The sequence below is a fragment of the Geodermatophilus sp. SYSU D01180 genome (genome assembly GCF_054050415.1).
In genome coordinates this window covers 32,640-56,425 of record NZ_JBJGZH010000018.1, presented here as the reverse complement: position 1 = coordinate 56,425, position 23,786 = coordinate 32,640, and the positions used below count along the sequence as shown (strand labels likewise).

Below are 23,786 nucleotides of genomic sequence, written 5' to 3'. Positions count from 1 at the left end.
CACGACGCCCCGGAAGCAGACATGGAACTCCAGCAGACCTTCACCGTCCCCGTTCCCCTCGACATCGCGTGGAAGGCGCTCAACGACCCCGAGCGCATCGCACCCTGCATGCCCGGCGCCACCCTCGAGGCGGTCGAGGGCGACGCCTTCACCGGCAGCGTCAAGGTCAAGCTGGGCCCCATCGGGCTCACCTACCGGGGCAGGGCCCGGTTCGTCGAGGCCGACCCCGCGACCAGCACGGTGGTCATCGAGGGCACGGGCAAGGACGCCAAGGGCAACGGCACCGCCAGCGCCACCGTCACCGCCGTCCTCACCGAGGACGCCGGGAGCACCACCGTCACCACCACGACCGACCTGGCCATCACCGGCAAGCCCGCCCAGTTCGGCCGCGGGGTCATGAACGACGTCGCCAACAAGATCGTCGGCCAGTTCGCGGCCAACCTCGCCGCCCTGCTGACCTCGGACACCGGCGCCGCCACGGGCTCGGCCGAGCGGGCCCCGGCGCCGGCTCCCTCGACCGCGGACTCGGCCGGACCGACCCCGGCACCGGCTCCCCGGACCGTCGCGGCCGTACCCGCGGCCGCCGAACTCGACGCCTTCGCCCTGCTCGGCATCACCCCCGCGGTCCGCCGGCGCCTGGCCGCCGCACTCGTCCTCGCCGACGTCTTCGTCCTGGGCTGGGCCCTCGGCCGGCTCGGCAACCGTCGCTGACCCGCCCACCCCAGGGAGCTCCCCGTGCCCTCCACCGTCACCACGGTCGACCCGGCCACCGGCCAGACGCTGCGCACCTACCCCGGCGGCGACGTCGACACGGTGTTGTCGGTCCTGGCCTCTGTCGCCGCGGCCCAGCCCGCCTGGGCCGCCACACCCGTCACCGAGCGAGCCGAGACCGTCCGGGCGATCGGCGCCCGGCTGCGCAAGCAGGCCGACGAGCTCGCCGCCCTGATGACCGCCGAGATGGGCAAGCCCATCGGAGAGGCGCGCGCGGAGGTGGAGAAGTCCGCCACCGCCTGCGACTACTACGCCGACCACGGGCCCGCGGCGCTCGCACCCATCGAGGTGGACACCGGCGACCAGCGCAGCTGGGTGGCCCACGAGCCGCTCGGCGTGGTGCTCGCCGTGATGCCGTGGAACTTCCCGTTCTGGCAGGTGCTGCGCTTCGCCGCGCCGACGCTGCTCGCCGGGAACAGCGCGGTCCTCAAGCACTCCCCCAACGTCACCGGCTGCGCGCTGGCCATCGAGCAGCTGTTCCGGGAGGCGGGCCTGCCGGAGGACGTCTTCCGCAGCATCGTGGTCGCGGAGGAGGACGTCCCGGCGGTCACGCAGGCCCTCGTCGAGGACGACCGGATCGCCGCGGTCAGCCTCACCGGCAGCGAGCGGGCCGGCGCCGCCGTGGCCGCTGCCGCGGGGCGGGCGGTCAAGAAGAGCCTCCTGGAGCTCGGCGGCTCGGATCCGTTCGTCGTCCTCGACGACGCCGACCTCGATGCCGCGGTCGCCGGAGCCGTGAAGAGCCGCTTCATCAACTCCGGGCAGAGCTGCCTGGCGGCCAAGCGGTTCGTCGTGCACCGGGCCGTCGCCGAGCAGTTCACCCGCCGCTTCGCCGAGGCCGTCGCCGGCCTGCGCGTCGGGAACCCCGCGGACGAGGCCACCGCCATCGGCCCGATGGCCCGCGCCGACCTCGTCGACGGCCTCGAGCGGCAGGTCCGCGAGTCGGTCGACGCCGGCGCCACGGTCCTCGTCGGCGGCCGGCGCCTGGACCGTCCCGGCGCCTGGTTCCCGCCGACGGTCCTGGCCGACGTCACCCTCGACATGCCGGTCATGGCCGAGGAGACCTTCGGCCCGGTCGCCGCCGTCGTCACCGTCGCCGACGACGACGAGGCCGCCCGCGTCGCCAACGCCACCCGCTACGGCCTGGCCGCCAGCGTGTGGAGTGCGGACCCCCCGCGCGCCCTGGCCGTCGGCCGGCGCATCACCTCCGGGGCGCTGTTCGTCAACGCCGTGGTGGCCTCCGACCCCCGCCTGCCCTTCGGGGGCACCAAGCGCAGCGGTTACGGCCGCGAGCTCGGTGAGGTCGGCGCGGTCGAGTTCACCAACGCCCGCACCTACGTCATCGGCACCGGCTCAGTGCCGGCCGGCCCGGCCACGGAGTGAGGTGCGCGGCTGGCCGGGAGCCGCGGTCACTGCCCCAGGACCAGCTGCATCAGCAGCGCCTCGACGGGACGCCGATCCCTCAACCAGGGTCAACCCTCCGAGGATCCGCGGAGGCAGCCATCGGCTCCGTCTCGGGAGCACTCACCGCCTTCGGCGAACGGGATGGGCCGGGTCCTCGTCGGCCTCGGGCACCGTGGGGCGGCCCGGCCGCACGGTAGGAGCTCGGCCCGCACCTCGGCCAGCGTGGTGGTAGCCCACTCGCGGACGGCGGCGGCCTCGCCGCGCGGCGGTTGAAGGCGTAGACGCAGTGGCGGGCCCGCTCACCCTCGTCAATGGTGTCGAACCGGCGGCCGAGGAAGCCGAGCAGCTCGGACGTCCGGTGCGGTCACCGCGCGGATCCCTGGCGGCCGTCCACGGCGTCCATGGACAGCGGAGGTCATCGGGGACAGGCTGGGCGTTCCCCGACCACGGTCGGACAGTCGACCCGAGAGGAGGGCACCTCATGACCGGTGACATCAGGCAGACCGTGATCTCCGGCGTTCCCTACGTCGTGACGTCCGTCGCGGACGGCACCCCGGCGACGCTGGACGCGTTGATCGACGACGCGGAGTTCACCATCGCCCGGAAGGACCAGCACCACCTGGTGCGCGGCCACGGACGCGGGCTGGACGGCAAGGTGGTCTTCTTCGAGAAGGACCACCTCGGGGGCAAAGACGTGAGGGTCTGGCATGTCACGGTTGATGACTCAGGAACCTTGAAGGCTGAGGCGGTCGCGGCGTTCTGAGCCGCCGTGCGTGAACGACCGACGCCACAGCGACTTCACTAGGCAGCCGACCGCGACGCATTCGACGCCGACGTCGGGCCGCTGACCGAGGCCCGCGTGGAGGAGACGCCGGCCTGACGGGCGGTTGGCGGTGGGCGACGTGCGCACGGCCGAACGTCACACGCGCCCCTCGCTCCTGGCCTTGATTCCGCCGGCCTCGGCGGTCAGGTAGCGATCGGTGAGACGGCGGTAGAACCGCCCCACCACCACACCCACGGGCCCGGCCTGCTCCACCGCCAGCGTCACACGCGTGCCCCCGGTGCCGGGTTCCTTGTGCAGGTGCCGAGCGGTGGTGCGGACTCCCGGGCCGGTGGCCACCCAGGTGAACGAGCGGCTCGGCTCGAGCTCGGCCACCACGTACTCGGCCGGGGGAATCCGGGGGTGCGCCACCCGGACTCGGGACCCCATGGCCAGGGGCCCGTCGTCGAGGCGGCGCACCGAGGTGATCGTCGGCATCCACTCCGGCCGTCCTCGCGGCCGCATTGCTCGCGTTGCTGTACTCACGCGAGAGGCGGGCCCCCCTCGTCGGGCGACCCGCCTCTGACCTGCGGTTTCGCTGTCGGGCTGACAGGATTTGAACCTGCGACCCCTTGACCCCCAGTCAAGTGCGCTACCAAGCTGCGCTACAGCCCGAGCGCCGGGCGGCTCGCACCGCCCGATCGCTGCGTAGAGCAGGTTACCGCACCCGCTCCCCCGCTCCGCCCAGTGGTCAGCCGCGTGCCGTGGTCAGTCGCTCGCTCACCTCCCACAGCCGCAGCCCGGCGGCCGGGTCGCGCCCCTGGCCGGGCGTGGGCAGCTCCCGGCGCCCCGCCCACAGCTTCCCCGTCACGGTCGCCGTCTCCGGCGCGGTCGCCAGCCACAGCACCGTGTCCGCGCCCTGCTCGGGCGTGCGGCCGAAGCGGTCGGTGACCCACCGGAACGGACCGCCGACGTCGGCCAGCAGCCCGGTGCCGGCGACCAGCCCCGGGTGCACCGCGTTGGCGACGACGCCGGTGCCGGCCAGCCGGCGCGCGAGCTCCTGGGTGAACAGCACCCGCGCCAGCATCGTGGGCGGCGTGGACCGCAGGTAGGAGTACCGCCCGCGCAGCCGCTGCGGGTCGTCGAGGTCGATCGTCGCGCGGCCGTACCGCGACGCCACGTTGACCACCCGCGCCGGCGCACCGGCCCGCAGGAGCGGCAGCAGCTCCCGGGTGAGCAGGAAGTACGCCAGGTGGTTGGTGGCGAAGGTCAGCTCCACGCCGTCAGGGGTCAGCCGCCGCTCCTTCACGAACACCCCGGCCGCGTTCACCAGCACGTCGAGCCGGTCGTGGCCGGCGCGGAACCGCCGCGCCGCCTCGCGGATCGACGCCTGGACGGCGAGGTCGCAGACCAGCACCTCGAGCCGCGCGCCCGGCACCGCCGCCCCGACGTCGCCGAGCGCCCGCTCGCCCCTCTCCGCGCTGCGCACCAGCAGCACGACAGCGGCGCTCTCCCGGGCCAGACCGGTCGCCGTCGCCCGGCCGATGCCCGACGCCGCGCCGGTCACGAGCGCGACCTTCCCGTCCATGCGCGCCATGCGGCACATCCTCCCGCCGCCCCGGCGCCCGCCGGGGCGCTCGCCCCGCCCCTCCGTGCCGGGAATGCGCGACGACGACCGGCGTTGGTGGTTGTCCGTGACAACCGTGACCCGGGCCTCGGTCGGGCTCCGTTCCGAGCGCGGCCCCGTGCTCGGGGCGGTCATGCTCAGCACCGCGCTGATCGCCCTCGACAGCACGATCATCGCCACCGCCGTCCCCGCCGTCGTCGACGACCTCGGCGGGTTCAGCCAGTTCCCCTGGCTGTTCAGCGTCTACCTGCTGACCCAGGCGGTGACCGTGCCGGTCTACGGCAAGCTCGCCGACGTCCTCGGGCGCAAGCCGGTGCTCCTGTTCGGCATCGCGGTGTTCGTCGCCGCCTCGCTGTTCTGCGGCCTGGCCTGGTCGATGCCGGCGCTGATCGTCGGACGGGCGCTCCAGGGCATCGGCGCCGGCGCCATCCAGCCGATCGGCATGACCGTCATCGGCGACATCTACACCGTCGAGGAGCGCGCCCGGGTGCAGGGCTACCTCGCCTCGGTGTGGGGCGTCTCGTCGGTGCTCGGGCCCACCCTCGGCGGCGTCTTCAGCGACTACCTGTCCTGGCGGTGGATCTTCCTCGTGAACCTGCCGCTGGGCGCGCTGGCGTTCGTCGCGCTGCTGCGCCGGTGGCACGAGCGGGTCGAGCGCCGCACCCACCGCTTCGACGTCGCCGGCGCCGTCCTGCTGTCGGCCGGCTTCGCGCTGCTCATCCTCGGGCTGCTGCAGGGCGGCAGCGCGTGGGCGTGGACGTCGGGGACCTCGATCGCGGTCCTCGCGACGGCGGTCGTCCTGCTCGTGGTCTTCGCACTGGTCGAGCGGCGGGCCGCGGAGCCGGTGCTGCCGCCGTGGGTGCTGCGCCGCCGCATCCTGCTGTCCGGCAACGTGGCCGCGCTCGGCCTGGGCGCGCTGCTGGTCGGGCTCAGCTCCTACCTGCCGACCTGGGCGCAGGGCGTCCTCGGCGCCGGCGCGCTCGAGGCGGGCTTCGCCCTCGCCGCGCTGACCCTCGGCTGGCCGATCGCGGCGAGCCTCGCCGGCCGGCTCTACCTGCGGATCGGCTTCCGGAACACCGCGCTCATCGGCGTCGCGCTCGCCGTCGCCGGGACCGCCGGGACGGCGCTGCTCGGCGCCGACGCCCGGTTGTGGCAGGTCGGCGCGTGGATGTTCGTCACCGGCGCGGGTCTCGGGCTGTCGTCGTCGCCACTGATCGTCGCGGTGCAGTCGGTGGTCGGCTGGGACCGGCGCGGCGTCGTCACCGCCACCAACATGTTCGCCCGGTCGATGGGGTCCGCGGTCGGCGCGGCGGTGTTCGGCGCGATCGCCAACACCACGCTGGCCGCCCGGTTCGCCGCGCCGCCGCCGGGCCTGGACGGCGAGGTCCCCACCGACGTCGACAGCACCACCGCGGCGCTGTCCCAGGGCGGGGCCGTCGCGGAGTTCGCGCGGGAGAGCCTGCACGCGGCCTCGCACGGCGTGTTCGTGGCGACCGCCGTGACCGCCGTCGTCATCGCGCTGGCGGTGCTGGCGATGCCCCGCCGGACCGAGCCGCTGCGCTTCGACGACGACCCGGTCGCGGCGGGCTGACGCGGTCAGCCGCGCCTGTCGTTCCCCCGGCCCTCGCGGACCTTCACCGAGATGTCCAGCGGCGTGCCGCCGAAGCCGAACCGCTCGCGCAGCTTCCGCTCGAGGAACCGGCGGTAGCCGGCCTCGAGGAAGCCGGTGGAGAAGACGACGAACCGGGGCGGCCGGACGTCGGCCTGCGTCACGTACTTGATCTTCGGGGCGCGCCCGCCGCGGGCCGGCGGCGGCGTCTCCTGCACCAGCTGCCGGACGTAGGCGTTGAGCTCCGCCGTCGGCACCCGGGTCTCCCAGGAGGCGAGCGCAGCGTGCAGGTGGGCGGGCAGCTTGCCGATCCCGCGGCCGCTGGCCGCGGAGATGTTGACCCGGCTCGCCCACTTGACCCGGGCCAGGTCCCGCTCGATCTCGCGCTCGAGCTGGGCGTGCCGGTCCTCGTCGAGGGTGTCCCACTTGTTGAACGCGATGACCAGCGCGCGGCCGGCCTCGATGACCTGGGTGATCACCCGCTGGTCCTGCTCGCTGATCACCTCGTCGGCGGCCAGCAGCACGACGGCGACCTCGGCGGCCTGGATGGCGGCCTCGGTGCGCAGGCTGGCGTAGTACTCGGTGCCGCTGGCGGTGTTCACCTTGCGGCGCAGCCCCGCGGTGTCGACGAACCGCCACTCCTCGCCGCCGAGGGTGATGATCGAGTCGACCGGGTCCACGGTGGTGCCGGCGACCGAGTCGACGACCGACCGCTCCTCCTTGGCCAGCCGGTTGAGCAGGCTGGACTTGCCCACGTTGGGCCGCCCGACCAGCGCCACCCGCCGCGGGCCGCCCTCCTCGGGCTGCTCCCGCGGCGCCTCGGGCAGCGCGTCGAGCACCAGGTCGAGCAGGTCACCGCTCCCCCGGCCGTGCAGCGCGCTGACCGGCTGCGGCTCCCCCAGGCCCAGCGACCACAGCTCCGCGACGTTGGCCTCGCTGCGCTCGTCGTCGACCTTGTTGGCGACGACGATCACCGGCCGGTCGCTGCGGCGCAGGATGCGCGCGGCGGCCAGGTCGGTGTCGGTGGCGCCCACCTGGCTGTCGACGACGAACACGATGACGTCGGCGGTGCGCATCGCGAACTCCGCCTGCCGGCTGATCGACGCGCCCAGCCCCTCGGCCTTCGGGTCCCAGCCGCCGGTGTCGGTGACGGTGAACCGCCGGCCGTTCCACAGCGCCTCGTAGGAGATGCGGTCGCGGGTGACCCCGGGGATGTCCTGCACCACCGCGGCGCGCCGGCCCAGGACGCGGTTGACCAGCGTCGACTTGCCCACGTTGGGCCGGCCGACGATCGCCACCACCGGCAGCGGACCGCCGGTGCCCTCCTCGCTCATGCCCTCTCCCCCGCACCGACCGCCGAGAGCGCCAGCTCGACGATGCGGTCGACGACGCCCTCCCGGTCCAGGTCGGTGCTGTCGACGACCACCGCGTCGGCGGCCGGCCGCAGCGGGCTGTCCGCGCGGCTGCTGTCGTACTCGTCCCGGCGGCGCAGGTCGGCGGCCAGGTCGGCGATCTCGTCCGGGGTGCTCAGGCCCAGCTGGGCGGCCCGCCGCTGCGCGCGCGCCTCCGGCGCGGCGGTCAGGTAGACCTTCACGGTCGCGTCGGGCAGCACCACGGTGCCGATGTCCCGGCCCTCGACGACGACGGCGTCGGCCGCGGCCACCAGCGCGCGCTGCTGGTCGACCAGCTGCCGGCGCACCGCGGGCACCGCCGAGACCGCCGAGACGTTGCGGGTCACCTCGGCGCCACGGATCCGCACCGCGACGTCGGTGCCGTCGACCTCGACCCGCTCGGTGTCCGCCGCCGTCCCCACCTCGATGCGCGCGCCGGCGACCACGCGGGCCACCGCCTCGGCGTCCTCGGGGTCGACGCCGGCGTCCAGGACGGCCACGGTCGCGGCCCGGTACATCGCGCCGGTGTCGAGGTAGGCCGCGCCCAGCCGGGTCGCCGCCGCGCGCGCGACGCTGGACTTGCCCGTGCCCGACGGCCCGTCGAGGGTCACCTGCCCCCGGAACCCCTGCTCGCTCACTGGGCTGTCGCTCCGCGCAGTGGTCGCCGCTCGCTGGCGCTCGCTCACTGCGCGATGTCCCGTCGCAGCGCCACGGCACCCCGCAGGTACACGTGCTGGATGTCCCCGCGCGGCCGCTCGGTCTCCACGTGCGCCATGAGCCGCAGCACCCGCGGCAGCGCGTGCTGCACGCCGATCTCGGTGGCGCACATCAGCGGCACGTCGCCCATCCCGAGCTCGCGGGCGGCCAGCGCCGGGAACTCCGAGACCAGGTCCGGCGTCGCGGTGAACAGGATGCTGATGATGTCGTCGTGGTGGAGGCCGTTGCGCTCGACCACGGTGCTCACCAGCTCCCGGGTGGCCTCGAGGACCTGCTCGCGTTCGTCGGCGTCCACCTGTGTCGCGCCCCGGATGGCCCGTACGGCCACGTGCACCCTCCTCGTTCGGTCCCGGCTCCCGGATCAGGGGTGCCCGGTCGAGTCTAGGTACCCCGCGCCACCTCCCGGTCGCCGGTGACCGGACCGGCCGGGACCGGCGGGGCCCGGGAGGCCCGTGCCGCCATACGAGTCGTAGGTGAGTTGGGGATAACGGTTCCCTCTCCGGCCGGGACGGCGGAGGGCCGGGAGCCACGACCGGGAGCCGTGCGTGACGGAGCGCTTCCCGCCCGTACCGGTCCGCGACGGGTCGCCGTCCGCCGGGACGGGCAGGGACCTAGGGCCCTGGGTAGTTCCGGACGGATTCGTCACGGTCGGGGTGTGAGTCGAGAAGAGGCCCACCGCCGCACCCCTGCCCGCCGACGGCGAACCCCCTCGGGTCCGCCCCGGCCCACGCGGGCGCCCGAGGACGAGGCCCGCCCGCTGCCCCCGCTGTCCACCGCGCGCACCGACCGGACCGCCGGCGTCATCCGCGTCCGCGGCCGTCTCGACCTGATCGGCGCCGAGGCGCTGTGCCGGACCGTGACCGGGTTGCTGCGGCTGGGCCACCGGCAGGTCGTCGTGCGGCTGGACTCGGCCACCGTCGCCGACGACGCCCGCGCGCTGCTCGCCGACCTCGCCCGCCGGATGCCCGCAGGCGAGCGGCTCGTGCTCCGGTGAACGCGGACACCCGGCGCCGCGAGCACTGGACGATGGGCGCCGACGCGGTGCACCCCCTCGAGTGCGGCGGGGAGTCGCTGGACCTGCCCGTGGGCCGCCTGCACGCGGTGAGCGGCGACGGCCTGCTGGTCGGCCGGTCGGTGTGCCTGGCGCCGGTGACGCTGCTCGACCCCGCGGTGTGGTCCTGGCCCGAGGACCGGGACGAGGCCGGCGACCCGCTGTGCTGGATCTGCCTCGCGCTGACCGCCTGACCCGCGGCGGCGGCCGTCAGAGCGGGCGGATGCCCCAGGCGCCGGTCGTGGACTCCCCCGGCGCCAGCCGGCGCACCGCCTCGCCGGAGCGGAACGCGTCCGGCGGGCAGGTCATCGGCTCGACGGCGAGGCCGTGCCGGCGGCGCGACGGCGGCCCGACGACGTCGCCGGTGAACACCTGCAGGTGGCCGTAGGCGGCGTCCATCCAGACCGCGGCGCCGCTGCCGTCCGGGCGGACCAGCCGCACCTCGGCGAGGCCGTCGTCGTCCCGGATCAGGTCGGTGAAGCAGTCGTCGACCACCAGGTCGCCGACCCGCCGGCCGGCGCGCAGGTCGAACGGCGTCCCCACCACCGGCTCGCTGCCGACCGGCAGCAGCCGGTCGTCGGTCAGCAGCCGGGTGGCCGCGGGCAGGGTGAGGGTGCAGTCGTCGACCCGCAGCCCCGGGCCGGCGGCGAGGTAGGGGTGGTGGCCCTCGCCGTAGGGCAGGTCGGTGGCGCCCTCGTTGGTGGCGGTGGTGGTCACCCGCAGGCCGTCGTCGGTGAGCTCCCACGCCACCTGCAGCCGCAGGGTGAACGGGTAGCCCGGCTGCGGGTGCAGCAGGTACCCGAGGACGACGCGGTCCTCCGCCCGGTCGAGCACCCGCCAGGGCACGTGCCGGACCAGGCCGTGGATCGCCGTCCCGCGCTCGGGCTCGGTCACCGGGGTGACGTGCCGGACGCCGTCCCAGGACCAGACGCCGTCGCGCAGCCGGTTGGGCCAGGGCGCGAGCACGTGCCCGCGCACGTCCGCGGCCATCTCCGCCGCGTCGTAGCCGTCGACGACGTCGCGGCCCCCGGCCCGGTAGGTGCGCAGGCCGCCGCCGACCTCGACGACGACGGCCTCGGCGTCCCCGCGGCGGAGGACGTGCTGCTCGCCGGTGGGCGGGAGGCTCACCCGAGCCGCTCGCCGTCGACGGTGGAGAACAGGTGCACGTGCCCGGACAGCGGGCGGACGTGCAGCCGGTCGCCCTTCATCGGCGGACGGCGGCCGTCGACCCGCACGGTGATCGAACGCCGCTGGTCGTCGAGGTCGGCGTGCCCGTACACGTAGGCGTCCGCGCCGAGCTCCTCGACGACGTCGACCTCCACGGGCAGGCCGTGCTCGGCGAGCTCGAGGTCCTCGGGGCGGACGCCGAGCACCACCCGGTCCCCGGCCCGGCCGAGCACCTCCCGCTCCACCGGGTGGACGGCGTCGCCGAGGCGCACCCCGCCGTCGACGACGGGCAGCTCGACGAGGTTCATCGCCGGCGACCCGAGGAAGCCCGCGACGAAGACGTTGCGGGGCCGGTCGTAGAGGTCCCGCGGCCGGCCCGCCTGCATGAGCAGCCCGTCCTTGAGGACGGCGACCCGGTCGCCCATCGTCATGGCCTCGACCTGGTCGTGGGTGACGTAGACGGTGGTGATGCCCAGGCGCCGCTGCAGCGCGGCGATCTGGGTCCGGGTCTGCACGCGCAGCTTGGCGTCGAGGTTGGACAGCGGCTCGTCCATCAGGAAGACCTGCGGCTGGCGCACGATCGCCCGGCCCATCGCCACGCGCTGCCGCTGCCCCCCGGAGAGGGCCTTGGGCTTGCGGTCGAGGTACTGCTCGAGGTCGAGCAGCCTCGCCGCCTCGCGCACCCGCTCGCCGATCTCGGCCTTGCCGACCTTGGCCATCTTGAGCGCGAAGGCCATGTTGTCGGCGACGGTCATGTGCGGGTACAGCGCGTAGTTCTGGAACACCATCGCGATGTCGCGGTCCTTGGCCGGCAGGTCGGTGACGTCGCGGTCGCCGATGAGGATGCGGCCGCCGTCGACGTCCTCGAGGCCGGCGAGCATCCGCAGCGACGTGGACTTGCCGCACCCGGACGGGCCGACGAGGACGAGGAACTCGCCGTCCTCGACCTGCAGGTCCAGCGCGTCGACGGCGGGCCGCTCGGCGCCGGGGTAGACGCGGGTCGCGGAGTCGTAGGTGACAGTGGCCATGGAGGTGCTCCTCGGGAGTACGGCGACGGTGCCGGCGGTGCGGGGTGGATCAGAGACGGTGTGCGGTGAGGTCGCGGACCTCGGCGTAGCGCTCGCGGACGGCGGGTGTCGGGTCGGCCTCGTGCACCTCGGTGCCCGGCCGCGGCCACTCGGGTGCGGCGTCCTCGCCGGACAGCACCCAGGCGGCCTGGCGGGCGGCGCCGTCGGCCACGTACTCCCCCGGCGGCGGCACGAGCACCGGCACGCCGAGGACGGCGGGGGCGATCCGGCGGACCGCCTCCGAGCGGGCGCCGCCGCCGACCAGGAACACCCGGCGCACCTCCGCGCCGGTGGCGCGGACGGCGTCGAGGCCGTCGGCGAGGCCGCACAGCAGCCCCTCGACGGCGGCGCGGGCCAGCGAGGCCGGGGTGGAGGTGGCGAGCGTCAGGCCGTGCAGCGCGCCGGTCGAGTCGGGGCGGTCCGGCGTCCGCTCGCCCTCCAGGTAGGGCACGAGCACCAGGCCGCCGGCGCCGGCCGGGGCCGACAGCGCCAGCCGGGACAGCTCGTCGTGGCCGACACCGAGCAGCCGCGCGGTGGCGTCGAGGACGCGGGCGGCGTTGAGCGTGGCCACCAGCGGCAGGTAGTTGCCGGTGGCGTCGGCGAACCCGGCCACGGCGCCGCTGGCGTCGGCGGCCGGCGTGGTGGAGACGATCGAGACGACGCCGGAGGTGCCGATCGAGCAGACGACGTCGCCGGGCTCGGCCGCCAGGCCCAGCGCCGCCGCGGCGTTGTCGCCGGTGCCGGGGCCGAGGACGGCGCCGGTGGTGGACGTCCCCGCCGACTCGGCCGGGCCGAGCACCTTCGGCAGCACCGGGGTGCTGCCGAAGGCGCGCTGCAGCAGGTCGGGCCGGTACTCCCCCGTGGCCGCCGACCAGTAGCCGGTGCCGCTGGCGTCGCCGCGGTCGGTGACCAGCGCGTCGATACCCGGCTGCCCGGCCAGCACCCAGGTCAGCCAGTCGTGCGGCAGGCAGACGGCGGCGGTGCGCTGCGCGTTGGCCGGCTCGTGCTCGGCCAGCCAGCGCAGCTTGGTGACGGTGAACGACGCCACCGGCACCAGGCCGACGGCGTCGGCCCACGCCTGCGGGCCGCCGAGCTCACGGGTGAGGTCGGCGGCCGCGCCGGCGGAGCGGGTGTCGTTCCAGAGCAGGGCGTCGCGCACGACCCGGCCGTCCTCGTCGAGGCAGACCATGCCGTGCTGCTGGCCGCCGACGGCGACGGCGGCGACGTCGTCGAGCCCGCCGGCCTGCGCCACCGCCTGCTCCAGGGCGGCCGCCCAGGCCGCGGGGGCCACCTCGGTGCCCTCGGGGTGCGGCGCCCGGCCCTCGCGCACGAGGGCACCGGACGCCGCGTCCCGGACGACGACCTTGCAGGCCTGGGTCGAGGTGTCGACCCCCGCGACCAGCGTCATCAGCGGGCGCCGAGCAGGTGCTCGAGGGCCAGCTGCGACAGGCGGACCTGACCGCCGCGACGGGCGCCGGCGGCCGCGGCGTCGAAGTCCTCGAACGCCGAGCGGTCGGCCAGCAGCTGCTCGTAGGTCTCGCCGTCGCCGAGGGTCGGCTGGGCGAGCTCGGGCACGGCGGCGTCGGCGAGGGCCTCCTGCACCTCCGGGTCGGCGCGGAACGCGGCGGCCCGCTCCTTGAGCAGCAGGTAGGTGCGCATGTTGGCCGCGGCCGACTCCCACACGCCCTTGCCGTCCTCGGTGCGCAGCGGCTTGTAGTCGAAGTGGCGGGGACCCTCGTAGCGGGCGCCGCCGGACGGGAAGCCGTTCTCCAGCAGGTCGACGGTGGCGAAGGCCGACAGCAGGTCGCCGTGACCGAAGACGAAGTCCTGGTCGTAGCGCGGGCCCTTCTGACCGTTGAGGTCGATGTGGAAGAGCTTGCCCTGCCACAGCGCCTGGGCGATGCCGTGCGTGTAGTTGAGGCCGGCCATCTGCTCGTGCCCGACCTCGGGGTTCACGCCCACCAGGTCGGCGTGCTCGAGGCTGTTGATGAAGGCGATGGCGTGGCCGATGGTCGGCAGGAAGATGTCGCCGCGCGGCTCGTTGGGCTTGGGCTCCAGCGCGAAGCGCAGGCCGTAGCCGCGGTCCTCGGAGTACTGGGCCAGGGTGTCGATGCCCTCGCGGTAGCGGTCGAGCGCGGCCTTGAGGTCCTTGGCGCTGTCGACCTCGGCGCCCTCGCGGCCGCCCCACAGCACGTAGGTCTGGGCGCCGAGCTCGGCGGCGAGGTCCATGTTGCGCATGATCTTGCGCATCGCGAACCGGCGGACGCCGCGGTCGTTGGCGGTGAGCCCGCCCTCCTTGAACACCGGGTGGGTGAACAGGTTGGTGGTCACCATCGGCACGACCAGGCCGGTGTCGGCCAGCGCCTTCTTGAACGCGTCGATCCGCTGGGTGCGGGCGGTGTCGTCGCTGCCGAACGGGATGAGGTCGTCGTCGTGGAAGGTGACGCCGTAGGCGCCGAGGTCGGCGAGCTTGTGGACGCTCTCGACCGGGTCCAGCTCGGGCCGGGTGGCCTCGCCGAACGGGTCGCGCGCCGTCCAGCCGACCGTCCAGAGGCCGAACGAGAACCTGTCCTCGCGGGTGGGCTGAGGTGTCGACACGGTGGTTCCTCTCATGGGTGGGGTGGAGCGGGAGCCTGCGGTCAGTGGAGGGAGACGGCTGTCCAGGAGACCGGGGGCAGGCCGACCCGGAGCATGCCCTCGATCAAAGCTGCTCGGGTGTTCGGCCGCAGCCGGACCCGGTCCGGCCGGTCGGTCGTGTTGGCCGCGTGCGGGTCGGGGTCGGCCAGCGTCAGCGCCTCCGCGATGGTGCTCACACCGAGCGCTGCGACGTCGACGGTGACCTCCGCCTCCTCCGTCTGCGAGCGGTTCACGAGGAACAGCGCGGCCGCGCCGGCGTCGGCCGTGGCGGCGGCGTCGACGACGGGCACCTCGCCGTGCTCGGCGGTGTCGTAGGCGGGGCCGTCGACGCCCACGTGGAGGGCGACGCCGCGCGCCAGGCGGGCGGTGGTCGCGAACGGGAAGAACGTCGTCTTGCGCCATGCCGGGCCCTGCGGCTCGGCCGCGATCGGGGCGATCACGTTGACGAGCTGGGCGATCGAGGCGCTCGTGACCCGGTCCGCGTGGCGGAGCAGCGACATCAGGAGGTTCCCCACGACGACGCCGTCCGCCACGGTGTAGGCCTCCTCGCTGATCGGCGGCGCGAGGGGCCAGTCGTCGATGCGCTTCGCGAGACCGGCCGGCACCTGGGACAGGTACCAGACGTTCCACTCGTCGAAGGAGACGTCGATCGTCTTCGGGCTCCTGCGGACGGCCTTCACGTGGTCGGCGGTGGCGACGACGGTCTCGATGAACCGGTCCATGTCCGTCGCGGAGGCGAGGAAGGAGCCGAGGTCGCCGTCCTTCTCCTCGTAGTAGGCGTGGCAGGAGATGAAGTCGACGTCGTCGTAGGCGTGGGTGAGGACGGTCCGCTCCCACTCGCCGAAGGTCGGCATGGTCGCGCCCGACGAGCCGCAGGCGACGAGCTCGAGGTCCGGATCGAGCTGGCGCATGGCCTTCGCGGTCCGGGCGGCGAGCTTCCCGTAGTCCTCGGCGGACAGCTGGCCGAGCTGCCAGGGGCCGTCCATCTCGTTGCCGAGGCACCACATGCGCACGCCGAACGGCTGGGCACGTCCGTTGCGGGTCCTCCGGTCCGCGAGCGTCGTGCCGGAGGGCACGTTCGCGTACTCGAGCAGGTCGAGCGCCTCCAGCGTGCCGCGGGTGCCGAGGTTCACCGCCAGCATGAGCTCCGCGCCGACCTTCTCCAGCCACGAGGCGAACTCGTGCAACCCGACCTCGTTGGTCTCGGTGCTGTGCCAGGCGAGGTTGAGCCGGACGGGGCGGTCCTCGCGCGGCCCGACGCCGTCCTCCCACCGGAAGCCGGAGACGAAGTTCCCGCCGGGGTACCGGACCGTCGTCACCCCCATCTCCTTGACGAGGTCGATGACGTCGCGGCGGAAGCCGTCCTCGTCGGCCTCGGGGTGCCCGGGCTCGTGGATGCCACCGTACACACCGCGTCCCATGTGCTCGACGAAGGCGCCGAAGAGCCGACGGGACACCGGACCCACCGGTCGCGCCGGGTCCACGGTGAGGGAAGCGCGCAGCATCAGATCCCCCGCACCCGCGGTCCGGACGGCCCGGCGGACGCGATCGGGCGGGCCGGAGGCGCCCCGAGCCGGCCGCGGAGCCAGGACAGCTGCGCGCGCTGCTGGTGGGCCTCGCCGCCCTCGTGGTCGTTGAACGGATAGACCTCGATCTCCTTGGGCCCCCCGTACGCGTGGAACGCCGCGAAGACCGTCGACGGCGGGCAGGTCTCGTCCATGAGGGCGGCGGAGAACAGCGCCGGCGCGGACGACCGGCGGCCGAGGACCGCGCCGTCGAAGTAGGCGAGCGTCCGGAAGACGCGGTCCGCGCGGTCGCGGTGGGCCTTGAGGTACCGCACGATCTCGCCGTACGGATCACCGGGAGCGACGCGCGTGGCCCGCGGGAAGTCGCACAGGAACGGCACGTCGGGCATGACCGCCCGCACTCCGCGGGCGAGCGCCGAGACGGCCAGCGCGATGCCGCCGCCCTGGCTGATGCCGGTCACCGCGACCCGGTCGCCGTCGACCTCCGGGTGGGCACGCAGCACCTCCAGAGCCCTCGTGGCGTCGGTGTAGACCCGCCGGTAGTAGTACTCCTGCGGGGACAGCACGCCGCGGGTCAGGAACCCCGGCTGGGCGGCTGCGGAGCCCACCGGGTCGCCGGTGTCCCCCACGGCCCAGCCGCTCCCCTGGCCGCGGGTGTCGACGACGAGGTGGGCGAAGCCCGCCGACGCCCAGAAGACGTGCTCGTGGGCCAGGCCCCGTCCGCCGTTGTAGCCCTGGTACTGGACGACCCCGGGCAGCGAGCCGTCCCCCCGCAGTGCGCGGGCAGGCAGGTGCAGCCAGGCCCTCACCGGGGAGCCGCCGAAGCCGGCGAAGGACACGTCGTGGGTCTCGACGGTCACCAGGCCGGTGTCGGCCGGTGTGCACGACACGTCCAGCGGCCGCTCGGCCGCCTCGTCCAGGGTCGCTGCCCAGAACTCCCAGAGGTCGTCCGGGGCCGGGAGCTCCGGGCGGTAGCGCCGGAGCTCCTCGAGCGGGAGGTCGGTCTGCGGCATCAGGCGGAGGCCGTTCCCGGCTCGACGACGGTCTCGGGGTGCAGCACCCGCTCGAACCCGACCGTGCGGCGGCTGCCGGTGAGGGTGAACGGCAGCACCTCCCGCACGTCGGCGCTGGAGGCACCCACCCGCAGTTCCACGTCACCCGGCTCGACGATCCGCCTGCCGTCGCGCCCGGGGAAGGACGTGAGGTCGGCGTGCAGGGTGAACCGGACGGTGGCGGCGGACCCCGCCGCGAGGTCGACCCGCCGGGCGGCGACGAGCGCCTGCACCGGCCGGACCACCTCGGCCGCGACGTCGTGCAGGTAGACCTGCACGACCTCGGTGACCTCGCGGTCGGTGTCGTTGCGGAGGTCGACCTCCAGCTCGCTGGTCCCGTCGGTGCTCCACTCCGGGCCGCTGACCGACCGGACACCGGCCCAGGTCGCCGAGCCGTACCCCAGCCCGTGCCCGAACGGGAACAGCGGGGTCGGGTCGACCACGCTGACGTCGCTGCGCCGGCCCAGGGTCGCCGCGAGGTAGGTCCCGGGCTGGCTGCTGTCCGCGCGGGGGAAGCTCACCGGCAGCCGGCCCGACGGGTTCACCCGCCCGCTGAGGACGTCGGCGATCGCGGGACCGCCCTCCTCCCCGGGGAAGAACCCGCACACCACGGCGGCGAGCCGGTCGACCTGCCGGGAGAGCTCGTACGGCCGGCCGGCGAGCAGCACCAGCACGACCGGGGTGCCCGTCGCGAGCAGGGCCTCCAGCAGCTCCTCCTGGCGGCCGGGGAGCCGGAGGTCCACGGCGTCGCAGCCCTCCCCCGAGGTGCCGTTGCCGAACAGGCCCGCCTTGTCGCCGAGGACGGCGACGCACACGTCGGCGTCGGCCGCGGCTCGCGCGGCGGCCGCGATCCCCTCGGCATCGCCACCCAGCACCGGGCAGCCCTCCGCGACGACGACGTCGAACGCCTCCGGGGCCGCCTCCAGCGCGTCCGCGAGCGTCGGGATGTCGACGCCCACGGGCACCTCCGGGTGGTGCACGCCGACGTGCATCGGGAACGAGTAGCAGCCGAGCATCGCCTGGGCGGTGTCGGCGCGGGGACCGACCACCGCCAGGCGCAGCCCGGGCCGCAGCGGCAGCGTCCCGTCGTTGGCGAGCAGCACGACCGAGCGGCGGGCGAGCTCCCCGGCGACGGCCCGGGACTCCTCGGAGTCCAGGCTCACCGCTCCGTCCAGGACCGCCGGCGAGTCCGGGGACCAGTCGGCGTCGAGCAGGCCGAGCTCGCACTTCTGCAGCAGGACCCGGCGCAGCGCCCGGTCCACCAGGCCCTCGTCCACGGCTCCGCCGCGCACCGCCTCGACCAGCGGCCGGCCGTAGCAGTTCACGGTCGGCAGCTCCACGTCGATCCCCGCCTCCAGGGCACGGGCGGCCGCCTCCGCCGGCGAGGCCGCCACGCCGTGCAGGGTCTGGAGGAAGGCGATCGAGAAGTAGTCGGCGACGACCGTGCCGGTGAACCCGTAGGTCTCCCGCAACAGGGACGTGAGCAGCGCCGGGTCCGCCGCGGCGGGCACGCCGTCGATGTCGGTGTAGGAGTTCATCACCGACCGGGCACCCGCCCGCAGGGCCATCTCGAACGGCGGGAGGAACACGTCGGCGATCTCCCGGGGGCCGGCCGAGACCGGCGCGAGGTTGCGCCCCGCCCGGGAGCCGGAGTAGCCGACGAAGTGCTTGAGGGTCGCTACGACACCGCTGGACTCCAGGCCGCGGACGTAGGCGCTGCCGATCGTGCCCACGAGGTGCGGGTCCTCGCCCATGGTCTCCTCGACCCGTCCCCAGCGCAGGTCGCGGGCGACGTCGAGGACCGGGGCGAGCCCCTGGTGGACGCCGAGCCGGCGCATGCCCTCCCCGATGAGCGCGCCCATCCGCTCCACCAGGTCCGGGTCGAAGCTGGCCGCCCAGCACAGCGGCGAGGGGAAGACGGTCGCCGTCCACGCCGCGAGACCCGTGAGGCACTCCTCGTGCACCAGCGCGGGGATCCCGAAGCGGCCGGCCGCCACGATCTGCCGCTGGCTCTCCGCCAGGCCCTTGGCCCCCACGAACGGGTCGACGGGCGCGGTCCCGAACGGCCGGGTCAGCTGCCCCAGCCCGCTGCGGATCAGCTCGCTCCAGTCCACCGGCGCCGCGGCCATGTCGTGCTGGTGCGGGGCCACCTCGCCCTCGGTCTCGTCGATGCCCACCCAGACGCCGTACAGCTGGGCGACCTTCTCCTCCAGCGTCATGCGGGAGACGAGGTCTGCGACCCGGTCCTCCGCGGGGACGGCGGGGTCCCGCCACGGCGCCTGTCCGGTGTCCCTGCCGATCTCGTCGTTGGTACCCATGCCCTCGGGAGTCCGTCCAATCTCGTCGTTGCGATCGCGGTGGGCCGGCGTCGCCGGCGGTGCTGGGTGGTCGGTGCAGCGGTCAGGCCAGGGTGACCTCCGGCTGCAGCGCGTCGGGCCGCAGCGTCCAGGACCCGGAGCCGTCCCCCGCCGACACCAGGTAGTCGCCGGCCCACCCGCGCACCGACACCCGGCCCTCGCCGTCGGTCCGCAGCCGGGTCGGCGCGAGCCACCACTCCCCCTTGACCAGGCCGCGGAGGGCGTCGTACGCCGGCTTGGGAGTGCCGTCGGCGCGCACCAGGCCCGCAGGTGCGCCGAGCCAGGACCCCCGGTCGGTGATGCCCCAGTAGGTCACGGCCTGGACCGCGGGGTGCGACAGGAGCGTCCGGTAGTGGCGGACGACGTCGTCGGCCTGTCGCTCCTCGCCCTCGGGCGTCGACGGCCACTCGTCGACCTGGTGGTCGTTCAGGTCCACGATCTCCGGCGGCATCAGGTCCCCGGACACCAGGGTCGTCTCGGTCCAGTGCAGCGGGAGGCCGTAGCGCGCGAACCGCTCCAGGACCGCCAGCGTCCGCTCCTCGCCCCAGTAGCCCTGGTGCATGTGGCTCTGCAGACCGATCGCGTCGACCTGCACCCCGGCTTCGAGGACTCCCTCGATGAGGCACTCGTACGCCGTCGACAGGTTGAAGTCGTTCAGGACCAGCGTGGTCGCGGGGCTCGCCGCGCGCGCCTCCTCGAAGGCCAGGCGGATGGTCGGGATGCGACCGATGCGGCGGCACAGGCGGGTGATCGCGTTCTGCCTGTCCTCGTTCGCGAAGACCGGCATGATCACGACCTCGTTGATCGCGTCCCAGGTGTCGACCAGCCCCGCGAAGGACCCGACCTCCCTCCGGACCCGCGCCCGCACGATCTCCTCGACCTCCTGGTCGGGGTACTCCCTCAGCCAGTCCGGGGCGAGCGTGTGCCAGACCAGCGGGTGGCCCTTGACGGACACGCCCCGTTCCCGGAACCACGCTGCCGCGGCCTGCAGGCGGCGGGTGTCGGGCTGCCCCTCCACCGGCTCGAAGCCGGCCCAGTAGAACGGGAGGGTGGCGGCGTTGAACAGGTCGAGCCAGAGGTGCTCGAGCCGCTCGGCCGCCGCCGGGTCGGCGCCGCCGAAGACGTTCTCGCGGGACTCGCCCCGCTCCCCGTTGGCCAGCCCCACGAAGTCGAAGCCGATGTTGCCGAAGGCGAAGTCGTGTCGCACCTGCTCGACCACCACCTCCCGGTCCGCGCAGGGCGAGCCGTCGGCGTGGCGCACGGTCAGCACGGCCTCGGAACACCGGACGTCGGCGAGGGTAGATGTGGAGCAGGTCACCTCGAAATCGTTATCGACAACGATTGACAGCGCAAGACCTTGCTGCCACCTTCTTCGAATGTGTTCCACGCCACCGAGGCGTGCGGAGTGACGAAGGGGTCAGACATGCGGCGTACGGGGCGAGCAGCTCTCTCGGTGCTGTGCAGCAGTGCGGTGCTGCTGACGGCCACTGCCTGCGGCGGTGGCGACAGCAGCGCCTCGGGAGGCGACGACAACACGATCACCTGGTGGCACAACTCGAACAACGAGCCCGGCAGGGGCTATTACGAGCAGGTGGCCGCCGACTTCGAGGAGGCCAACCCGGGCGTCGAGGTCGAGGTCGTCGCCATGGCCCACGAGGACATGGTCGACAAGCTCGAGGCGGCGTTCCAGAGCGGCGACGTGCCGGACGTCTACATGGAGCGCGGCGGCGGCGAGCTGGCCGACCACGTGGAGGCCGGCCTGGTGCGCGACCTGTCCGAGGACGCGGCGGAGGAGATCGACAAGATCGGCGGCTCCGTCGCCGGCTGGCAGGTGGAGGACAAGACCTACGCGCTGCCGTTCTCCGTCGGCGTCGTGGGCTTCTGGTACAACACCGAGCTCTTCCAGCAGGCGGGCATCACGGCGCCGCCGGCCACGATGGAGGAGCTGGCCTCCACGATCGAGACCCTGAAGGGCGCCGGCATCACGCCGATCTCGCTCGGCGCGGGCGACAAGTGGCCCGCCGCCCACTACTGGTACTACGCGGCGGTGCGCGCGTGCTCCGAGGACGTGCTGACCGACGCGGTCACCAGCCTCGACTTCTCCGACCCGTGCTTCGTCCAGGCGGGCGAGGAGGTCCAGGCGGTCATCGACACCGAGCCCTTCAACCCCGGCTTCCTGACGACGCCGGCCCAGGAGGGTGCCACGTCGGCCTCGGGCCTGCTGGCGACCGGACAGGTCGCGATGGAGCTGACGGGCCACTGGGAGCCCGGCGTCATGCAGGGCCTCACCGAGGACGGCCAGGGCCTCGGCGACAGGACCGGCTGGTTCCCGTTCCCGGCGGTCCAGGGCGGCGAGGGTGACCCCGAGGCCCAGCTCGGTGGCGGCGACGCGTGGGCCGTCGCGCAGAGCGCTCCGGACGAGGCGGTCGACCTCGTGAAGTACCTGCTCTCCGACGAGGTGCAGACGGGCTTCGCCGCGAACGACATGGGTCTTCCGACGAACCCGGCCGCCTACGGCTCGGTCTCCGACCCGGCGCTCGCCCGGCTGCTCGAGGTCCGCGACGCGGCGCCCTACGTCCAGCTGTACTTCGACACCGCGTTCGGGGCGTCGGTCGGTGGCGCGATGAACGACGCGATCGCGCTGCAGTTCGCGGGCGAGGCGACGCCGCAGGACATCGTGGACCAGACCCAGCAGGCCGCCGACCAGGAGGGGTGATCCGACGATGACCTCCCAGGGCGCCGTGACGGCGGCTGACCCGGGGACCGCGGTCACCCGGCGCGCTCAGGCGCGCCGGGTGACCGGCCGTTCCGGTCGTGACAGGGGCCGGAAGCGCCTGGAGATCCTCTTCTTCGTGGCGCCGGCCCTGGTGCTGATGGCGATCTTCGTCGTCTACCCGGTCTACTCCGCAGCCCGGATGTCGTTCTACCGCTGGAAGGGCTTCGGCCCGATGGTGGACTTCGTCGGGCTGCAGAACTACGTCCGCGTGCTGGCCGACGAGGTCTTCACCGACGCGGTCGTGCACAACTTCATCATCGTCTTCGCGTCGATCCTCGTGCAGCTGCCCCTGGGACTGGCGCTGGCGTTGCTGCTCAACCGCCGCATCAGGGCGCGAGGCACGCTGCGGACGATCATCTTCGTCCCGTACGTGCTGGCCGAGGTGATCGCCGGCGTCGTGTGGTTCCAGCTGCTGCAGCCCCGGACCGGCCTCATCGAGACCATGCTGACGTCGGTGGGGCTCCCGGTCCCCGCGCAGGGCTTCCTCGGCACCCCCGACCTGGCCCTGGCCACGGTGTTCGTCGTGCTCACGTGGAAGTACCTCGGCCTGGCCGTGCTCCTCTTCCTGGCCGGGCTGCAGGGGGTCCCCGACGAGCTCCACGAAGCCGCACAGCTCGACGGGGCCTCGTGGTGGCAGGTCCAGCGCCGCATCGCGATCCCGCTGCTCGCGCCCACCATCCGGACCTGGTGCTTCCTGTCCATGATCGGCTCCCTGCAGCTGTTCGACATGGTCTGGATCCTCACCGGCGGGGGACCGGCGAACGCGACGACGACGATGGCGACGTACCTGGTCAGCCAAGGCACGCAGCGGGGCAACTTCGGGATCGCCGGAGCCGCGTCGGTCGTGCTGTTCCTGATCGGGTTCGCGATGGCCGTCGCGTACCAGCTCCTGGTGCTGCGCCGCGACACGAAGGCGGACACGTGAACCCGGTGGACGAGACACGCGAGAGGAGTGCCCGGTGACGGCCCGACGGGCGACGACGTACGGGCGGGGTGGCCCGCTGGTCTACCTGGTGGCGCTCGCGGTCGTGGCGCTCACGCTGGGGCCGGTGCTCTACGGCGCACTCGGCGGCTTCCGCAGCAACGAGCAGCTGGCGCGGGACCCCGCCGGGCTCCCCGACCCGTGGGTGCTGGAGAACTACGCGGGCGTCCTCACCAACCCGGCCTTCTGGCAGTACGCGCTGAACTCGACGGTGATCGCCCTCATCACCACGGCCGTGGCGGTGCTCGCGGGCGTGATGGCCGCCTATCCCCTGGCGCGCTACCAGTTCAAGTTCCGGGAACCGCTGTTCCTGGTGTTCGTCCTGGGGTTGCTCTTCCCGGCGGCCGTGGCGATCGTCCCGCTGTTCATCCTCGTGACGCGCGACCTGCAGCTCGGCAACACCTGGTGGGGGGTCGCCCTGCCGCAGGCGGCGTTCGCGCTGCCGACCACGGTCGTGATCCTGCGGCCCTTCCTGATGGCGCTGCCCCGGGAGGTCGAGGAGGCGGCCATGATCGACGGCGCCTCCCGGATCGGCATCTTCTGGCGGATCGCGCTGCCCCTGTCGATGCCCGGGCTGGTCACGGTCGGCGTCCTCGCGTTCGTCGCGTCCTGGAACGCCTACCTCCTCCCGTTGCTCCTGCTCCAGGGGGAGATGCGCACCCTCCCGCTGGGCGTGGCCGACTACTCGACCGAGCACTCGGCCGACACCGCGGGGGTGCTGGCGTTCACGACCATCGCGATGATCCCGGCGCTGATGCTGTTCCTGGCCATGCAGCGGCGCATCGTGAGCGGGCTGCAGGGGGCGGTCAAGGGCTGAGTCGGACACGGGGCCCGGAGCCGTGGGACCGGCCCGGGCCCCGTGTCCGACTCCCTGGACAGCGCCGCGTCCTGGACA

22 protein-coding genes and 1 tRNA gene are annotated in these 23,786 nt (G+C 74.1%); 9 read left to right on the top strand and 14 right to left on the bottom strand.

The genetic code is table 11. The features are described from left to right. The first annotated feature begins 21 nt into the window (after positions 1–21). The 3 genes from ACI8AA_RS16570 (at position 22) to ACI8AA_RS16560 (ending at position 2,935) form a co-directional block, all read left to right on the top strand. Positions 22–711 carry an SRPBCC domain-containing protein gene (locus ACI8AA_RS16570; protein ID WP_457045498.1) on the top strand — a complete coding sequence of 230 codons (690 nt, stop codon included), beginning with the start codon at positions 22–24 and terminating at the stop codon, positions 709–711. 24 nt (positions 712–735) lie between these two features. Continuing rightward, on the top strand, positions 736–2,151 hold the full coding sequence (locus ACI8AA_RS16565; protein ID WP_457045497.1) for an NAD-dependent succinate-semialdehyde dehydrogenase: 1,416 nt from the start codon (positions 736–738) through the stop codon (positions 2,149–2,151). Positions 2,152–2,653: 502 nt separating this feature from the next. After that, positions 2,654–2,935, top strand: coding sequence for a hypothetical protein (locus ACI8AA_RS16560; RefSeq protein WP_457045496.1), 282 nt, complete (start codon positions 2,654–2,656; stop codon positions 2,933–2,935). 156 nt (positions 2,936–3,091) lie between these two features. Here ACI8AA_RS16560 and ACI8AA_RS16555 read toward each other — a convergent pair whose 3' ends face one another. The 3 genes from ACI8AA_RS16555 to ACI8AA_RS16545 form a co-directional block, all read right to left on the bottom strand. Beyond that, positions 3,092–3,457 (bottom strand): SRPBCC family protein, encoded by a 366-nt coding sequence (locus ACI8AA_RS16555; RefSeq protein WP_457045495.1) that lies wholly within the window; start codon positions 3,455–3,457, stop codon positions 3,092–3,094. Between the two features lie 76 nt (positions 3,458–3,533). Then, positions 3,534–3,607: transfer RNA gene (locus ACI8AA_RS16550), tRNA-Pro, on the bottom strand. 76 nt (positions 3,608–3,683) lie between these two features. Continuing rightward, the gene (locus ACI8AA_RS16545; protein ID WP_457045494.1) at positions 3,684–4,529 is read right to left on the bottom strand and encodes an SDR family NAD(P)-dependent oxidoreductase; all 846 of its coding nucleotides are present in this window, start codon (positions 4,527–4,529) and stop codon (positions 3,684–3,686) included. A 97-nt stretch (positions 4,530–4,626) separates the two neighbouring features. Between ACI8AA_RS16545 and ACI8AA_RS16540 the strand changes: the two genes are divergently transcribed. After that, entirely contained in the window at positions 4,627–6,150 is a 1,524-nt protein-coding gene (locus ACI8AA_RS16540; RefSeq protein WP_457045493.1) for an MDR family MFS transporter, read from the top strand. A gap of 5 nt (positions 6,151–6,155) precedes the next feature. On the opposite strand, the gene der is transcribed toward ACI8AA_RS16540, so the two are convergent. Genes der through aroH form a run of 3 tightly spaced genes read right to left on the bottom strand, consistent with a single transcriptional unit; the run spans position 6,156 to position 8,604 of the window. Further along, a complete protein-coding gene (gene der / locus ACI8AA_RS16535) occupies positions 6,156–7,502 on the bottom strand; it encodes a ribosome biogenesis GTPase Der (RefSeq protein WP_457045492.1) in 1,347 nt (448 codons plus the stop codon). Further along, positions 7,499–8,197 carry a (d)CMP kinase gene (gene cmk / locus ACI8AA_RS16530; RefSeq protein WP_457045491.1) on the bottom strand — a complete coding sequence of 233 codons (699 nt, stop codon included), beginning with the start codon at positions 8,195–8,197 and terminating at the stop codon, positions 7,499–7,501. Before cmk ends, der begins: the two co-directional genes overlap by 4 nt. Positions 8,198–8,241: 44 nt before the next feature. After that, on the bottom strand, positions 8,242–8,604 hold the full coding sequence (gene aroH / locus ACI8AA_RS16525) for a chorismate mutase (RefSeq protein WP_456938400.1): 363 nt from the start codon (positions 8,602–8,604) through the stop codon (positions 8,242–8,244). Between the two features lie 327 nt (positions 8,605–8,931). Between aroH and ACI8AA_RS16520 the strand changes: the two genes are divergently transcribed. Together ACI8AA_RS16520 and ACI8AA_RS16515 are read left to right on the top strand one after the other, a co-directional pair. Then, a complete protein-coding gene (locus tag ACI8AA_RS16520; RefSeq protein WP_457045490.1) occupies positions 8,932–9,270 on the top strand; it encodes a hypothetical protein in 339 nt (112 codons plus the stop codon). Next, on the top strand, positions 9,267–9,521 hold the full coding sequence (locus tag ACI8AA_RS16515) for a hypothetical protein (RefSeq protein WP_457045489.1): 255 nt from the start codon (positions 9,267–9,269) through the stop codon (positions 9,519–9,521). Before ACI8AA_RS16520 ends, ACI8AA_RS16515 begins: the two co-directional genes overlap by 4 nt. Before the next feature lie 16 nt (positions 9,522–9,537). On the opposite strand, the gene ACI8AA_RS16510 is transcribed toward ACI8AA_RS16515, so the two are convergent. The 8 genes from ACI8AA_RS16510 to ACI8AA_RS16475 all read right to left on the bottom strand — a co-directional run bounded on the left by ACI8AA_RS16510 (position 9,538) and on the right by ACI8AA_RS16475 (position 20,403). Continuing rightward, positions 9,538–10,455 carry an aldose 1-epimerase family protein gene (locus ACI8AA_RS16510; protein ID WP_457045488.1) on the bottom strand — a complete coding sequence of 306 codons (918 nt, stop codon included), beginning with the start codon at positions 10,453–10,455 and terminating at the stop codon, positions 9,538–9,540. Next, positions 10,452–11,522 carry an ABC transporter ATP-binding protein gene (locus ACI8AA_RS16505; protein WP_457045487.1) on the bottom strand — a complete coding sequence of 357 codons (1,071 nt, stop codon included), beginning with the start codon at positions 11,520–11,522 and terminating at the stop codon, positions 10,452–10,454. The genes ACI8AA_RS16510 and ACI8AA_RS16505 overlap by 4 nt, the downstream gene beginning before the upstream one ends. A gap of 49 nt (positions 11,523–11,571) precedes the next feature. Further along, a complete protein-coding gene (xylB, locus tag ACI8AA_RS16500) occupies positions 11,572–12,969 on the bottom strand; it encodes a xylulokinase (protein WP_457045486.1) in 1,398 nt (465 codons plus the stop codon). After that, positions 12,969–14,159 (bottom strand): xylose isomerase, encoded by a 1,191-nt coding sequence (gene xylA, locus ACI8AA_RS16495; protein ID WP_457045485.1) that lies wholly within the window; start codon positions 14,157–14,159, stop codon positions 12,969–12,971. Before xylA ends, xylB begins: the two co-directional genes overlap by 1 nt. 41 nt (positions 14,160–14,200) lie before the next feature. Further along, positions 14,201–15,703, bottom strand: a complete 1,503-nt coding sequence (gene arfA / locus ACI8AA_RS16490; protein ID WP_457045484.1) for an arabinosylfuranosidase ArfA — start codon at positions 15,701–15,703, stop codon at positions 14,201–14,203. Further along, on the bottom strand, positions 15,703–16,737 hold the full coding sequence (locus ACI8AA_RS16485; protein WP_457045483.1) for an acetylxylan esterase: 1,035 nt from the start codon (positions 16,735–16,737) through the stop codon (positions 15,703–15,705). The genes arfA and ACI8AA_RS16485 overlap by 1 nt, the downstream gene beginning before the upstream one ends. Next, the gene (locus ACI8AA_RS16480) at positions 16,737–19,094 is read right to left on the bottom strand and encodes a beta-xylosidase/alpha-l-arabinosidase (RefSeq protein WP_457045482.1); all 2,358 of its coding nucleotides are present in this window, start codon (positions 19,092–19,094) and stop codon (positions 16,737–16,739) included. The genes ACI8AA_RS16485 and ACI8AA_RS16480 overlap by 1 nt, the downstream gene beginning before the upstream one ends. A gap of 82 nt (positions 19,095–19,176) precedes the next feature. After that, positions 19,177–20,403, bottom strand: a complete 1,227-nt coding sequence (locus ACI8AA_RS16475; protein WP_457045481.1) for an endo-1,4-beta-xylanase — start codon at positions 20,401–20,403, stop codon at positions 19,177–19,179. A 183-nt stretch (positions 20,404–20,586) separates the two neighbouring features. Here ACI8AA_RS16475 and ACI8AA_RS16470 point away from each other — a divergent pair, with 183 nt between their 5' ends. From ACI8AA_RS16470 to ACI8AA_RS16460, 3 genes are all read left to right on the top strand, one after another. Continuing rightward, entirely contained in the window at positions 20,587–21,849 is a 1,263-nt protein-coding gene (locus ACI8AA_RS16470; RefSeq protein ID WP_457045480.1) for an extracellular solute-binding protein, read from the top strand. Between the two features lie 79 nt (positions 21,850–21,928). Continuing rightward, on the top strand, positions 21,929–22,834 hold the full coding sequence (locus tag ACI8AA_RS16465; RefSeq protein ID WP_457045479.1) for a carbohydrate ABC transporter permease: 906 nt from the start codon (positions 21,929–21,931) through the stop codon (positions 22,832–22,834). Positions 22,835–22,868: 34 nt separating this feature from the next. After that, positions 22,869–23,708: a carbohydrate ABC transporter permease gene (locus ACI8AA_RS16460; protein WP_457045478.1), complete on the top strand. Its 840-nt coding sequence runs from the start codon at positions 22,869–22,871 to the stop codon at positions 23,706–23,708. The last annotated feature ends 78 nt before the right edge of the window (positions 23,709–23,786 follow it).